The following is a 14,728-nucleotide window of genomic DNA, read 5'->3' as shown; positions in this document are numbered from 1 at the left end:
CCGGGGTTTTTTATTAATTTTTATTTAGTCAATCAGGCTGCCAATGACCTGAGATTTTATATTTGGCTATTTTTTGAATAGGACTACTGATCTCAAATGGATCAGACAGCAGGATTTGACAAATGCAAGCCAATCCACAAGGATAAGTGAATAAAAATAATCATGAGTAGAACAATATGTCCCATCCGCTTTCCAGCCTTGAATATCAACCTGATATTCTGGGTGAAGGTTATGAACAGGCCACTTTAGAATTCCCGCCAGATACTGAAGGCACAGTAGTTGCCACACTGATCCGCAAAAAGGCAGACCAACCGACCTCTAAAGCTGTCCTCTATATTCACGGCTTTATTGATTATTTTTTCCAGACTGAAATGGCAGAGCGTTTTAATCAGCAAGGTTTTGATTTTTATGCACTGGATTTACGTAAATACGGCCGATCCTATCTGTCCCATCAGAAACTTTATAATGTCTATCATCTTTCAGAATATGATGCAGAAATCAGCCAGGCTCTTGAAATTATTGGACAGGAAGGCCATGACACGGTTTTACTCAGTGGCCATTCTACCGGCGGATTAATTACTACTTTGTATGCAGCACATCATCCAGATCATCCCTTAATTAAAGGCTTATGGCTCAATAGTCCTTTTTATGACTTTAATATGACGCCTTTTGAGAAAAAGTTTCTGGTGCCTAAATTGAGCCGTCTGGGAAAACGTTTTCCGGAAATGCTATTTCCTAGCCGCTTAAATCGTCATTATGTGCCTAGTCTGCATATTAGCTATCAGGGGGAATGGCATTTTGATCTGGAATGGAAAAAACCTAGCTATCACTGGGTGCGTCTGAGTTTTGTACATGCCATTCACGAAGCACAAAAAGAAATTCATCAGGGTGTACGTTTAAATATTCCGACTTTGCTAATGCATGCCCACAAAACCACTTATCCCCTACGTTTTAATCGTAATACTCAAACCAGTGACGTGATTCTTCAGGTACGCGACATGATTGAACATGCGCAGAAAATCCAGGGCGATGTGAAACTCTGTTCGATTCAAAATGGGATACATGATCTGGTTCTTTCAGAAAAACCGGTCCGTGAGCAGGTCTATCAGCAGCTATTTCAATGGCTGGAAAATAAAGCCCTATAAGCCAGATGAATAAGATAGGTAGCAAGCTCTGCCTGTCTTATTTTTCAATAATTTTATTTACCTATTTTTCCTGGATATGAAATAAAAATATCAAGCTGATCAGTAATGCTTTTTACATATTAAAATCATTTCATTATAAAAATAAGATATTGAAATTTATAAAAATAATAAATTTCATTTTTATCCAAATGTTGCCTTTTGTAGCAAGCTTGTAAGTATTTATCCTGCGATTTTTTTCCCTCTCTATAGTAGAGCTGAGATGTTGAATCTGAGGGCTTTTGCAGGGCAGAAGTGGTTCGGCATTCATCAATAATAATCATATCAAGGAATAGAATTATGCGTTATGCAGATCCCAATACTGACGGTTCAAAAGTGCAATTTAAATCCCAATACGAAAACTTCATTGGCGGAAAATGGGTCCCACCCGTCAAAGGTGAATATTTTGATAATATTTCCCCCGTAGATGGAAAAGCCTTTACCAAAGTTCCGCGCTCCTCAGTGGAAGATATTGAACTGGCGCTGGATGCGGCTCATGCCGCCAAACAGCAATGGAATAACAGCTCCCCTACTACCCGTTCCAATATTTTATTAAAAATTGCCGATCGTCTTGAAGAAAATCTTGAGTTACTAGCAGTTGCAGAGACTTGGGATAATGGCAAGCCGATCCGAGAAACCCTGGCAGCCGATATTCCTTTAGCCATTGACCATTTCCGCTATTTTGCCGGCTGTATTCGCGCCCAGGAAGGCGGCATCTCGGAAATTGATGAAGACACTATTGCTTATCATTTTCATGAGCCATTGGGTGTCGTGGGTCAGATTATCCCGTGGAACTTCCCGATTCTAATGGCGGCTTGGAAACTGGCCCCAGCTCTCGCAGCTGGAAACTGTATTGTGCTGAAACCTGCTGAACAGACACCGGTGAGTATTTTAGTGCTGGTTGAACTGATTCAGGACCTGTTACCTGAAGGGGTGTTAAATATCGTGAATGGCTACGGCGTTGAAGTCGGCCGTCCACTGGCGACTAATCCACGCATTGCCAAGATTGCCTTTACCGGTTCTACCGCTGTGGGTCAGCTGATCATGCAATATGCCACCGAGAATATTATTCCAGTGACGCTGGAACTTGGAGGTAAATCTCCGAACCTGTTCTTTGCTGACATCATGGATCAGAAAGATGATTTCCTGGAAAAAGCCCTGGAAGGCTTTACCATGTTTGCTTTAAACCAGGGTGAAATCTGTACCTGCCCTTCACGTGCGCTGGTTCAGGAAAGTATTGCCGACCAATTCCTGGAACTTGCAGTAGAGCGAGTGAAAAAGATCAAGACTGGTCATCCCTTGGATACCGAGACCATGATCGGGGCTCAGGCTTCACAGGAACAGCAGGACAAGATTCTCGGCTGTATTGCAACAGGCCGTGAAGAAGGTGCGGAAATCTTGTTAGGCGGCAATGAACGTCAGGAAGTGGGACAAGGCTTTTATATCGAGCCAACAATTTTTAAAGGTTCCAATGACATGCGCACCTTTCAGGAAGAAATTTTTGGACCGGTATTGGCAGTGACGACTTTTAAAGACTTCGATGAAGCCATCAAAATTGCCAATAATACGATTTATGGACTCGGTGCCGGTGTCTGGTCACGTTCAGCACATACCTCTTACCGCGCTGGTCGCGCGATTCAGGCTGGTCGGGTCTGGACCAACTGCTATCACATCTACCCGGCTCATGCAGCCTTTGGGGGATATAAAAAATCCGGGATTGGCCGCGAAAACCACCGCATGATGCTGGATCATTATCAGCAAACTAAAAACCTGTTAGTGAGTTATTCAACCAAACCAGCAGGCTTCTTCTAAACTGATCTAAATTCGGGTGGACTTCGGTCCGCCTGATTCATTCATTATTTCAAACAGAATTTTAAACTGATTGGTAAAAATTTATAAAGAGAGTCATGAGGATATATTTGTATTTTTAAGGGCTGTATTAAACGAATAAATAAAACTGCATAAAAAATAAGAGATTATTTATAATTATGTTGATTTTAAATAAGTTTGTCATTTTTTATGCTTTCTGATCGTTTAAAAATCCAGCATAAAGCCTGTGCTTTCATTTAAAGTCGACTTTTCATGCTACGCAAGACTGTGTATAACAATGAACCCCTGAGGGAAAGCAATAAGCATAGGCAAAATTGCTTAAAAAGCGTTAGACTATGCAGTAATAATGTCGTGATTCGGTCTGGTATAGATCAAAAAAGAAGGTGAAGGTTGATGCCGCTCAATACAGTTGAAGAGCTTGTAGCAGATATCCGTGCAGGAAAAATGGTTATCCTGATGGATGACGAAGACCGTGAGAATGAAGGCGATCTGGTGATTGCTGCGACCCACGTGCGTCCTGAAGACATCAACTTTATGATCACCCATGCACGTGGCCTGGTTTGTCTGACTTTAAGCAAAGAACGTTGCCAGCAGTTAAATCTACCCTTGATGGTGGATGCCAACGGCGCTCAGCACGGAACCAACTTCACCCTTTCAATTGAAGCAGCCAACGGCATTACTACCGGTATTTCTGCAGCTGAACGTGCGCACACTATTCAAACTGCGGTGGCTGCACATGCCAAACCAAGTGACATTGTACAGCCTGGCCATATCTTTCCATTGATGGCACAGCCAGGTGGCGTATTGCACCGCGCCGGTCATACTGAAGCCGGTTGTGACCTGTCTCGTCTTGCGGGTCTGGAACCTGCATCTGTGATCTGTGAAATCATCAAAGAAGACGGCACCATGGCGCGTCGTCCAGATCTTGAAATTTTCGCAGAAAAGCATGGCCTGAAAATGGGGACTATTGCTGATCTGATTCATTACCGTATGACCAATGAGCAAACGGTTGAGCGTATTGACCAGCAAACTATAGATACTGAATACGGTGTGTTTGATCTCTATCGTTACCGTGAAATCGGTAACCCGGACATTCATTTAGCACTGGTGAAAGGTCAGCCTAAAGACGGCGTGACGACTGTACGTGTGCATGGCTTTAATCCGACGCGTGATCTATTAAAGCTGAACAAGCAAGATGGTGAACCGGCCTGGAATCTGGACCGTGCCTTAAAAGAAATTTCAAACAGTGATCGTGGTGTTCTGGTCTGGATTGGCCAGCGCCATTTACAGGACTTAGGCCCTGCCCTGGATGCACTTACAGCACCAAAAAATATAAAATCCAATGCTGCCCTGTCTCAGCAGTATCAGACCATTGGGGTCGGCGCACAAATTTTACGTGACCTCGGCGTGGAAAAAATGAAGCTGCTTAGCTCTCCATTACGTTTCAATGCCCTGTCCGGCTTTAACTTAGAAGTGGTGGAATACATCACCGCACAACAAACATCAGAGAAATAATCGAGGTTCCTATGGCAGTTCGCCGTATTGAAGGTATGTTGCATCTCGCGAACGAAGACCGTTATGCGATTTTAGTTGGTCGTTTTAATAGCTTTGTTGTTGAACATCTGTTAGAAGGTGCCATTGATACATTGAAACGCCATGGCGTATCAGAGGATAATATCACTGTTGTTCATGCACCTGGTGCTTGGGAACTTCCTGTGGTTGCGAAAAAACTGGCAGCTTCAGATCGTTTCGATGCCATCATCGCGCTGGGCGCTGTGATTCGTGGCAGCACGCCTCACTTCGATTTTGTAGCTGGTGAATGTGCCAAAGGTCTGGGCGTAGTTGGCTTGGACACTGGCTTACCAGTGATTAATGGTGTATTGACTACGGATAGTATCGAACAGGCGATTGAACGCTCGGGTACAAAAGCAGGTAATAAAGGTAGTGAAGCTGCCTTGACTGCTATTGAAATGGTTAACTTGTTAAAGGCTATTTAACGCTATGTCGCAAACACTTCAAGCAACTTATGCAGCAAAACGTAAAGCACGTCGCTTTGCTGTACAAGGAATTTATGAATGGCAGATGAGCCACAATCCGGTGCATGAGATTGAAGCACGTACTCGTGTAGATAATGCCATGCACAAAGTGGATCTCAGCTATTATCATGAATTGTTGACTCAAGTGGTTGCCAATCATGAAGCATTGGATGCTTTGCTTATCCCTGTGCTGGATCGTGAACTTTCTGCACTTGATGGTGTAGAACTCGCTACACTTCGCCTAGGCGCCTATGAACTCAAAGAACATCTTGAGATTCCATACCGCGTGGTTCTGGATGAAGCAATTGAGTTAGCTAAACACTTTGGCGGTGCAGACAGCCATAAATACATCAATGGTGTATTGGACCGTTTAGCGACAACTTTACGTGCAGCAGAAAAACAGCAAGCCAACTAATCTAGTCGAATTGTTGTATGGCTGAGTTTTCGATTATCGATACCTATTTCAATCGTCAGAATAAAAATTCTGTCGATTTAGGCGTTGGCGATGACTCAGCCTTGCTCACCCCTCCTCTACAGCAACAACTGGTCATCTGTGCCGACACCCTCGTTGCTGGACGTCATTTTCCTTTAGACACCGATCCTCATGCGATTGGCTGGAAATCTGTCGCTGTTAATCTTTCTGATATTGCAGCCATGGGCGCGACCCCGCATAGTATTTTACTCGCCTTGAGCCTACCCCAAATTGATCATGACTGGTTAAAAGCCTTTAGTCAGGGTCTCTATGATTGTTGCGATCAATTTGGTGTGAGCTTAATTGGTGGTGATACCACACAAAGTCCTCATTTGACCTTATCTGTGACTGCCCTGGGCTGGGTAGAAGTTGGCAAAGCTGTGCCACGTTCAGGTGCCAAGCCGGGCGATCTGATTTGTGTATCCGGTACAGTGGGTGATGCCGCTTTTGCTTTAAATCATCTCGGCCACCCATTACAGAAACGTTTGGATTATCCAACCCCACGTTGTGAGCTTGGGACAACCTTAAAAGGTTTAGCCAACAGTATGATTGATGTCTCGGACGGGCTTGCTCAGGATCTGGGACATATCCTGAAAGGCTCTAATGTAGGGGCAACTTTGCATCTAGAAAATCTGCCAATTAGTCCCGCTTTACAAGCATTAAGTCATGAACAGCAATGGCAATATGCACTTGCCGGTGGCGACGATTATGAATTATGCTTTACTCTAAGCCCACTGCATTATGCGCAGCTATTAGAACAACAACCTGATATAAATATAACAAGAATTGGTACAATTACTGAAAATCAGACCTTGTCCCTACAATACCACGGGGATGAGATCATGCTGAATTTAAATGGATATCAACACTTTGCATAAACCCACGATTAATTTTAAAGCCATGTCCTGGTATGAACGCTTTATTACGTTCTGTGGCGTAGGATTTGGTTCCGGACTAAGTCCCAAAGCACCAGGAACTTTTGGCTCTGCTTTTGCCCTGCTGTTTGTCCCGATCTGGCTGGCGATTGGTTTGTCTGCTTCCGTGATGGTTATGATCATCATGTCGCTGATCGGAATTTATATCTGTGACAAAACTGCGGAGTTGATGGGTGTGCATGATGATGGACGTATTGTCTGGGATGAATTTGCTGGACAATCCATTACTTTTTTACCCGTTTTATATTTGGGACAAATGAACTGGCTATGGCTCCTCATTGGTTTTGCCCTATTCCGTTTATTCGATGTCTGGAAACCCTGGCCAATCCGGGTCATTGACCGCCAAGTCGGCGGTGGTTTTGGCATCATGCTGGATGATATTATTGCCGGTCTCTGGGCGGCACTGTGTATCTGGCTGTATTTTTATTTCACCGTGGCTTAAGCCATTTTTAGGATTACAACATGTCTACGACTGTGATTATTCTTGCTGCAGGTAAAGGAACCCGTATGCGTTCCAACTTACCCAAAGTGTTACAACCACTTGCAGGACGTCCTTTACTCGGTCATGTGATTGAAACTGCGAAAAAACTCAATGCAGGCAATATCATTACCATTTATGGCCACGGTGGCGATCAGGTTCAGGCTGCATTTGCGGATCAGGATATTAAGTGGGTTGAACAGGCAGAACAACTCGGTACCGGTCATGCTGTGCAGATGACCTTGCCTGTTCTACCTCAAGACGGTGTTTCTCTCATTTTATCAGGCGATGTACCTTGCATTAGCCAGCAGACATTACAAAATCTGCTGGATGTGACTCAGGATAAAGGTATTGGTCTGGTGACCCTGACCCTGCAGGATGCAACTGGTTACGGGCGTATTGTGCGTCGTAATGACCAAATTCAAGCCATTGTCGAACATAAGGATGCCACTGAAGAACAACGTCAGATTAAAGAAATTAATACCGGTATCTATGCATTGAGCAATGCCAAACTGCATGAATGGCTACCACGTTTAAGCAATGACAATGCCCAGGGTGAATATTACCTGACTGATATCGTCGCCATGGCGCTGACTGATGGTATGCAAGTTGCTTCAGTAGAACCTGAACTGGCTTTTGAAGTCGAAGGTGTCAATGACCGTGTGCAGCTGGCTGCATTGGAGCGTCAGTTCCAGGCTTATCAAGCTAAACAGCTGATGCAGCAAGGTGTACATCTGATTGACCCAAGCCGTTTTGACTTACGTGGTCAACTCACTGTTGGTAAAGATGTGCGGATCGATATCAATGTCATTATCGAAGGTGATTGCGAACTCGGTGATAATGTTGAAATCGGTGCAGGCTGCGTAATTAAAAATACCAAGATTGCTGCGGGCACTAAAGTTCAGCCATATAGCATCTTTGATCATGCAATTGTGGGTGAACAAGCACAGATTGGTCCATTTGCACGCTTGCGTCCAGGGGCAAAACTGGCAGCTGAAGTCCATATTGGCAACTTTGTTGAAGTGAAAAATTCTAGTATTGGTCTAGGTTCTAAGGCGAATCACTTCACTTACTTAGGTGATGCTGAAGTTGGTAGCGGTTCCAATATTGGTGCAGGAACAATTACCTGCAACTATGACGGTGCCAACAAATTTAAGACCATCATTGGCGATCATGCTTTTATTGGTTCTAACAGCTCTCTGGTTGCACCGGTCCAGATCGGTAATGGTGCGACAGTGGGAGCGGGTTCAACGATTACCCGTGATGTGGCAGAGAACAGTTTAGCGGTAGAACGTTCCAAGCAATTTGCCAAAGAAAACTATCAGCGTCCGCAAAAAATCAAGAAATAAGAGGAAGTTAATATGTGTGGTATCGTCGGTGGCATCGCGGAACGTAATATCAGCAATATCTTAATTGAAGGCCTAAAACGTCTTGAATACCGTGGTTATGACTCTGCGGGTCTGGCCTTAATCAATAATAGCCAGGTGCTCCGTGAGCGCCGTGTGGGTAAAGTCGCGAATCTTGAACAAGCTGTGAATGAATCACAGATTAATGGTTCATTAGGCATTGCGCATACACGCTGGGCAACTCATGGTAAACCGACTGAAAACAATGCTCATCCCCATATTTCGGGTAATGTTGCTGTGGTTCATAACGGTATCATTGAAAATTACCAGGAGCTGAAAGATGATCTTGAAGCTTTAGGCTATGTATTCACTTCACAAACTGATACTGAAGTGGTTGCCCATCTGGTCAATGATGCACTGAAATCTACCCCTAGCCTGCTTGAAGCTGTTCGTCAGGTTGTACCACAGCTGAAAGGTGCTTATGCGCTCGGGATCGTACATACAGATCATTCAGATGAACTGATTACCGTACGTGAAGGTTCACCACTAGTCATCGGTGTCGGTATTGGCGAGAACTTTATCAGTTCTGACCAATTGGCTTTATTACCAATCACGAATCGCTTTATCTATCTTGAAGAAGGTGATATTGCCCGTCTGACCCGTACTACCATTGAAGTATTTGTGGATGGTCAACTGGTAGATCGTCCAGTCAAAGAACTGGATGCCACCGTGAGCAATGCTTCTAAGGGTGAATATAAGCACTACATGCTCAAAGAAATCTATGAGCAACCTGAAGCCCTAAAACAGACCATTTCACAAGCCTTGAATGGCAATACACTGCGTGAAGATTTTCTGGTGAATGCGGAACAGGATTTTTCAACAATCCAGCAAATCCAGATTATTGCCTGTGGTACCAGTTACCACGCCGGCATGATTGCCAAATACTGGTTTGAACAGCTGATTGATCTGCCTTGTCAGGTCGAGATTGCCAGTGAATTCCGTTACCGTACGCCAGTGATTGTCAATAACACACTTTATGTGTGTATTTCTCAGTCAGGTGAAACAGCCGATACCTTAGCTGCTCTGCGTGATACCCAAAAACGTGCTACGTCAAAAGGTGTAAACATTACGACGATGACGATTTGTAATGTTGCAACTTCTTCAATGGTACGTGAAACAGATTACAGCCTGCTGACTTTAGCGGGTCCTGAAATTGGTGTGGCTTCAACCAAAGCCTTTACCACCCAGCTCGCAGCTTTGATGTTACTGGTACTGAAAATCGGTACAGTGAAAAATGCTATTTCAGCTGAACAGATGACTGAGATCACCACTGAACTATGGCATATGCCTAAAGTACTTCTGGATACTTTAAGTCATGATGATGAAATTCTGCGTCTCTCTGAACTCTTTGTAGAGAAACAGCACTGTCTATTCCTAGGTCGTGGTACACACTTCCCGATCGCACTGGAAGGTGCACTGAAGTTGAAAGAAATTTCTTATATTCATGCAGAAGGTTATGCGGCGGGTGAGCTGAAGCACGGCCCATTGGCACTAGTAGATAATGATATGCCAGTAGTGATTCTGGCGCCGCAAGATGACATGATCGATAAACTGAAATCCAATATGGAAGAAGTTCAGGCACGTGGCGGTGAACTTTTTGTTTTTGCTGATGAAAATAGCGGCATTAAAGCAAAAGATCGTCAGCATGTGGTTCATGTACCAAGTGTAGATGCTCTATTAGCTCCAATCGTGTACAGCATTCCGGTGCAATTACTCTCCTATCATGTGGCAGTCTTGCGTGGTACAGATGTCGATCAACCACGTAATCTGGCGAAATCCGTAACAGTTGAATAATTTATAAATATGAGTCTGTTATATATGTATGTAGGTAATAAAGTATCATCCTAAGTAATATAGTTTCATCTTCAAAAATAAAGTATCACCCCATATTGATTACAAATTAATCGCCTGCTATTCTGAATAAATAAAGAATAGCGGGCGATTTGTTATGGCTACAGAACATCAGCAGAAATGCTGGATTAAAGAAGGACGTGGTCAAGGCTATTTAAAAGATTATAAGCCATGGATTACTGTACAAGATGTAAGTTCAAAAGGTCGTTGTCACCGAGTTTTTGGCCATACAACGAAGCGCACCCATCATTTATTATCTGATTTAGAACTTGCAATTTTTCTACTTTTAGACTGGAATCCGTTAATTACTGATATCCGAGAGCAGTTTCCCTTGCCTCTCAACACTACGCTCGAAATTTCAGAAAGAGTTCAAATCTCTCACCCTAAAGTTAAAGATGCCCTACAAACTATCAGTTCAAGTTTTTATGTAAATAGTCAAAGTACTAACCAACCAAATTTTGTCATCCGAACTAAATACACAAATAGCTTACAGGATGAAAGAACCGTTGAAAAACTAGAACTTGAGCGTAGATATTGGAAAAGTACAGATACACCTTGGTATATCCTTACAGAAAAAGAAATTCCTTCAGTTATTTTGAATAACATCAAATGGCTTTATCCAGCCATGAGAGAATCTAGTGCTGAAATTCATGATCGTTTAAATGATTATATTCATATATTTACACAATATCCTGAACTCGAATTAATTACTTTAAGCAAAAAAATAGATCAAGCATATAATTTAACGATTGGTACGTCTTTAGCTGAGCTCCGAGAACTGCTTGCTCAACGTTATTTTATTTTCGATATAACCAAAGACTATAAAAAGATTAAAGCCTCTGAGATCAAGTTAGGAAATTTTGAAATATGGGAGGAGATTCGCCATGTTTCGAATCAATAGTGTATATAAATTTCAAGGTAAAGATTACCGCATTCTTAAAATTATTCCTTCTCATATTATCTGGATTGATTTAAATCATCCTAATGCTAATCCCTCTATAATAAAAAAAGAAGAACTGATTACAGCCATAGAAGTAGGCGAAGCAGAAATAACCAATGATCCTTTTGCCGATATCTCCTTGATTAATGTGACAGAAGGCTCTGTACAGCAAAAAAAACGTGATATGGGAATGAACATTATAGATTTACTCATATCTAATGAGCATTTCTATGATCCATCTATTCGTTTTAGCCTTGTTAAAATAATTATTGAGCAGCATAAAACAACTCATCAAACCATTTATAGATTAGCACGTCGATACTGGCAACGAGGTCAAACACCAAATGCACTTATTCCCAGTTATAACAATTCTGGTGCTAAAGGTGTTAAACGTATTGCAAAAAATAAAAAACTAGGTAGGCCAAGAAAATATAGTGAAGGTGTTGGTGCATTAGTTGATCAGAATATCGAGCGACTTTTCAGAATTAATATTAATAAATATATGTTAACAAAGGATAAAAATTCTTTGAGTTATGCCTATCGTAAATTTTCTACGATGTATCATTCATTATTTCCAGATACTCCTGATAGCGAAATTCCGACCATCTGGCAATTTAAATATTTTTATGAGCGTGAGTTTCCAAAAGTGGCTCAACTTACTGCTCGAACCAATCCGATTATCTATGCAAAAGACATCCGAGAGCTCCATTCTACTGTCAACACCCAAGTCCTAGGGCCTGGTTCTCGCTATGAAATTGATGCAACCATTGCTGATATTTATCTTGTATCAGATTCAGATCGTGCTTGTATTGTTGGAAGACCCACTATTTATTTAGTTGCTGACGTATTTAGTAGAATGGTGGTTGGTTTCTATATTGGATTTGAAAATGCCTCCTATGTAACTGCAATGCAAGCTCTACAAGTCGCTATGACAGATAAAGTTGAGTTATGCAAACAATATGGTTATGAAATTACACATGATGACTGGCCATGTATTGGATTACCCGATGCTATTTTGGCAGATCGGGGAGAATTATTAGGACATCAGATTGAAGCTTTAGAATATAACTTTTCTATCCGTATTGAAAATACTGCACCTTATCGTGGAGATTTAAAACCAATTGTTGAACGTTATTTCAGAACTATTCAGACAAAATTTAAGCCTTTTGCTTCTGGCGTAGTACAACAGGTTAAAGAGAAAAAACGTGGGGGCTCTGACTACCGATTAGATTCAACACTTACTATAACTGAATTTAAGCAGATCATTATTGGTTCAATACTTGCACATAATACATCCCATCAATTAACAACTTATGATCGTGATATAGATATGCCTAGTGATTTGCCTTTAGTTCCTATTCATTTATGGAATTGGGGAATACAACATCGTGTGGGTCAGTTAAAACAAGTTTCTGAAAAAGCATTACATGTTGCTTTATTACCTAAAGTTAAAGCGACCTTGTCCGACCTCGGCCTAAAAATGTTTGGAGTATTTTATAATTGCCCTGAAATATATAAACAAGGCTGGATGCATCGTAAAAAATCTATTTCTCGTCCAGAATCATTACAAGTGGCTTATGATCCAAGTAATGCAGAAATAATTTATGTGTTTTATCAGAAGCATAGTTTAGATTATTGGGAAGCTACACTTTCTCCAAGATCTAGAGAGTTCATAGGCTGTAGTTTTTGGGAAGTTTGGCAGGTTCAACACGAACAAAAGAAAACGAAAGCGGCTCAAAACCTAAAAACCGATAGGTCTCAAGCAAGCCTTGAAGAACATATTGAATCAATTATTGCTCGGGCAGATGCAAAAAAACCTTCTTCAACACTTAGTAAAAAAGAACGGTTGACTGATCTTCGTAAAAATAAACAAGCTGAAAAAGACAGTGAAAGATTGAAACAGAGAAACAACAGCCAAAAATCGTCAAAATCTGCATTTACGGTTCTAGACCACTCTGAGCAGTCTTCAGAAAATCAAAGTAATATTATTCCTATACCTAAGTCTAGGCAATTTATAAATTTAGAAAATGATGAAGATTACAAACTACGTTTTGGCATTTATCAAGAGTTGCTAGATGACCTTGAAGATTGTGACGATGATAACTGATATTCAATAAATTCAAATAAGCGGGATACAATTATGACTAATAAAAATGACCATGCAGTGTATACAGTAAGCCCAGTTTCTGACTATCAGGGAAACCCTTTTATTGAGGCACTACCCGAAATTTTTGAGGCAAAAGATACAATCCAAGCCATTAGGGGTACTATCGAATTTAAATTATCTGATCGACAACTACCCAACAATACTCGTGCTCATATTATATCCCAGTTATTAAATAATTTTTTTCACCCTATTAAACGACATTTAACATTAGAACAAAAAATTTCTATTATGTTGAGAAAAGGCTATGTAGGACGAAATATTACTACAGGTGATTTAAATCGGCATTTACAAAATAGTTTTGAACATATTAAAAGCAATGATTTTAATGCTTCTCGCCATACAGATTTAATATCAACAGCACAAAGTCTAGTGTTTATCGGTTTCTCTGGTAGTGGCAAAACAACCACGTTAAATCGCATTCTTAGAAATTACCCACAAAAAATTTATCATCCTGAACATAATTTCACTCAGCTGGTCTATCTAAAAATAGACTGCCCATATAATGGCTCACTTAAATCCCTATATTTAAGTTTCTTTAGTGCTGTTGACCGTGCTTTAGGAACTAGTTATGAACAACAATACACTCAAAAAAGACATAATGAACAAAAGCTCTTGCAACTTATGGGACACATTGCCCATCTTCATGCAATCGGTCTTTTGGTGATTGATGAAATTCAACACCTCATGGCAAACAGATCTAAAAATTCTGATGAAATGTTGAATTTCTTTGTGACTTTAGTGAATGTTTATAGCTTGCCAATAATTATGGTAGGAACACCTAAAGCAAGTAACATATTTGAACGTGATTTGCGCTCATCACGTCGAGCTGTAGGTTTTGGTTCAATTCACTGGGAACCTATAAAAAATGAACCTGCAATAAAAACCCCAGATGGGAAGGTTCGAAAATCTGAGTGGATGACATTTACAGATGCTCTTTGGAAATATCAGTGGTTAAGAAAAGCTGATCTAGCACTCTCAGAGGAGTTGCGACAATGCTGGTTTGATCTAACCCAAGGTATTTTAGATGTAACTGTTAAGCTTTTTGTCCTTGCACAAATACGAGCAATTGAATCTGGTTTAGAACGAATCACTGTAAAATTGCTCCAAAATACATATCAAGAAGACTTTAAACCAATTCATCATATTATAGATGCCTTACGTTCAGGTGATGCTCGACGAATTGCACAATATCCTGATTTGATCACACCTGAAATTGACAGACAATTGTTAAAACTTTTTTCCAAAATCGAAGAAAGTGCAATTGAGCAAGAAGATGAGCTTGATGAATATCAAGGACATGATGAATCTCTCCGTTTACATGCTCTGTTACTTGAGCTTGGTTATGACTCCAAGATTTTGATACCGATGGTTAAAAAAGTATTTATTAAACATCCTGACAAGCATTTGATAGAACTACTATCAATTATTTTGG

The 14,728-nt window shown here is 41.1% G+C and carries 12 protein-coding genes; all 12 read left to right on the top strand.

Annotated features, from left to right (window positions below):
• Window positions 1-176 precede the first annotated feature (176 nt).
• Window positions 177-1,145, top strand: coding sequence for an alpha/beta hydrolase (locus tag B4J23_RS02900; protein WP_291358713.1), 969 nt, complete (start codon window positions 177-179; stop codon window positions 1,143-1,145).
• Between the two features lie 336 nt (window positions 1,146-1,481).
• Window positions 1,482-2,993 (top strand): aldehyde dehydrogenase family protein, encoded by a 1,512-nt coding sequence (locus B4J23_RS02895; RefSeq protein WP_291358712.1) that lies wholly within the window; start codon window positions 1,482-1,484, stop codon window positions 2,991-2,993.
• A 411-nt stretch (window positions 2,994-3,404) separates the two neighbouring features.
• On the top strand, window positions 3,405-4,526 hold the full coding sequence (ribBA, locus tag B4J23_RS02890; RefSeq protein ID WP_291358711.1) for a bifunctional 3,4-dihydroxy-2-butanone-4-phosphate synthase/GTP cyclohydrolase II: 1,122 nt from the start codon (window positions 3,405-3,407) through the stop codon (window positions 4,524-4,526).
• 11 nt (window positions 4,527-4,537) lie between these two features.
• Window positions 4,538-5,008, top strand: a complete 471-nt coding sequence (ribE, locus tag B4J23_RS02885; RefSeq protein WP_004280926.1) for a 6,7-dimethyl-8-ribityllumazine synthase — start codon at window positions 4,538-4,540, stop codon at window positions 5,006-5,008.
• A gap of 4 nt (window positions 5,009-5,012) precedes the next feature.
• Entirely contained in the window at window positions 5,013-5,462 is a 450-nt protein-coding gene (gene nusB, locus B4J23_RS02880) for a transcription antitermination factor NusB (protein WP_005233270.1), read from the top strand.
• Between the two features lie 17 nt (window positions 5,463-5,479).
• Window positions 5,480-6,397 (top strand): thiamine-phosphate kinase, encoded by a 918-nt coding sequence (thiL, locus tag B4J23_RS02875; protein ID WP_291358710.1) that lies wholly within the window; start codon window positions 5,480-5,482, stop codon window positions 6,395-6,397.
• A complete protein-coding gene (locus B4J23_RS02870) occupies window positions 6,375-6,896 on the top strand; it encodes a phosphatidylglycerophosphatase A family protein (RefSeq protein WP_291358709.1) in 522 nt (173 codons plus the stop codon). Before thiL ends, B4J23_RS02870 begins: the two co-directional genes overlap by 23 nt.
• Window positions 6,897-6,916: 20 nt before the next feature.
• Complete coding sequence (gene glmU, locus B4J23_RS02865) at window positions 6,917-8,281, top strand: bifunctional UDP-N-acetylglucosamine diphosphorylase/glucosamine-1-phosphate N-acetyltransferase GlmU (RefSeq protein WP_291358708.1); 1,365 nt, start codon at window positions 6,917-6,919, stop codon at window positions 8,279-8,281.
• Between the two features lie 12 nt (window positions 8,282-8,293).
• Window positions 8,294-10,132: a glutamine--fructose-6-phosphate transaminase (isomerizing) gene (gene glmS / locus B4J23_RS02860; RefSeq protein WP_180047775.1), complete on the top strand. Its 1,839-nt coding sequence runs from the start codon at window positions 8,294-8,296 to the stop codon at window positions 10,130-10,132.
• Window positions 10,133-10,286: 154 nt separating this feature from the next.
• The gene (locus tag B4J23_RS02855) at window positions 10,287-11,090 is read left to right on the top strand and encodes a TnsA endonuclease C-terminal domain-containing protein (protein ID WP_291358707.1); all 804 of its coding nucleotides are present in this window, start codon (window positions 10,287-10,289) and stop codon (window positions 11,088-11,090) included.
• Window positions 11,074-13,236: a DDE-type integrase/transposase/recombinase gene (locus B4J23_RS02850; protein ID WP_291358706.1), complete on the top strand. Its 2,163-nt coding sequence runs from the start codon at window positions 11,074-11,076 to the stop codon at window positions 13,234-13,236. The genes B4J23_RS02855 and B4J23_RS02850 overlap by 17 nt, the downstream gene beginning before the upstream one ends.
• Window positions 13,237-13,269: 33 nt before the next feature.
• Window positions 13,270-14,728 (top strand): ATP-binding protein (locus B4J23_RS02845; RefSeq protein WP_291358705.1); only part of this gene is annotated, 1,459 nt, incomplete at its 3' end.

The sequence above is a fragment of the Acinetobacter sp. UBA3025 genome (assembly GCF_002367915.1).
Classification (GTDB): Bacteria; Pseudomonadota; Gammaproteobacteria; order Pseudomonadales; family Moraxellaceae; genus Acinetobacter.
The sequence above is the reverse complement of the archived record's forward strand: the minus strand, read 5'-3'. Positions and strand labels throughout refer to the sequence as shown.

Coding starts and splice junctions, on each gene's coding strand:
- glmS (WP_180047775.1), top strand. CDS start 8,294: ATGTGTGGTATCGTCGGTGGCATCGCGGAACGTAATATCAGCAATATC.
- B4J23_RS02850 (WP_291358706.1), top strand. CDS start 11,074: ATGTTTCGAATCAATAGTGTATATAAATTTCAAGGTAAAGATTACCGC.
- glmU (WP_291358708.1), top strand. CDS start 6,917: ATGTCTACGACTGTGATTATTCTTGCTGCAGGTAAAGGAACCCGTATG.
- B4J23_RS02855 (WP_291358707.1), top strand. CDS start 10,287: ATGGCTACAGAACATCAGCAGAAATGCTGGATTAAAGAAGGACGTGGT.
- ribBA (WP_291358711.1), top strand. CDS start 3,405: ATGCCGCTCAATACAGTTGAAGAGCTTGTAGCAGATATCCGTGCAGGA.
- ribE (WP_004280926.1), top strand. CDS start 4,538: ATGGCAGTTCGCCGTATTGAAGGTATGTTGCATCTCGCGAACGAAGAC.
- thiL (WP_291358710.1), top strand. CDS start 5,480: ATGGCTGAGTTTTCGATTATCGATACCTATTTCAATCGTCAGAATAAA.
- nusB (WP_005233270.1), top strand. CDS start 5,013: ATGTCGCAAACACTTCAAGCAACTTATGCAGCAAAACGTAAAGCACGT.
- B4J23_RS02895 (WP_291358712.1), top strand. CDS start 1,482: ATGCGTTATGCAGATCCCAATACTGACGGTTCAAAAGTGCAATTTAAA.
- B4J23_RS02870 (WP_291358709.1), top strand. CDS start 6,375: ATGGATATCAACACTTTGCATAAACCCACGATTAATTTTAAAGCCATG.
- B4J23_RS02900 (WP_291358713.1), top strand. CDS start 177: ATGTCCCATCCGCTTTCCAGCCTTGAATATCAACCTGATATTCTGGGT.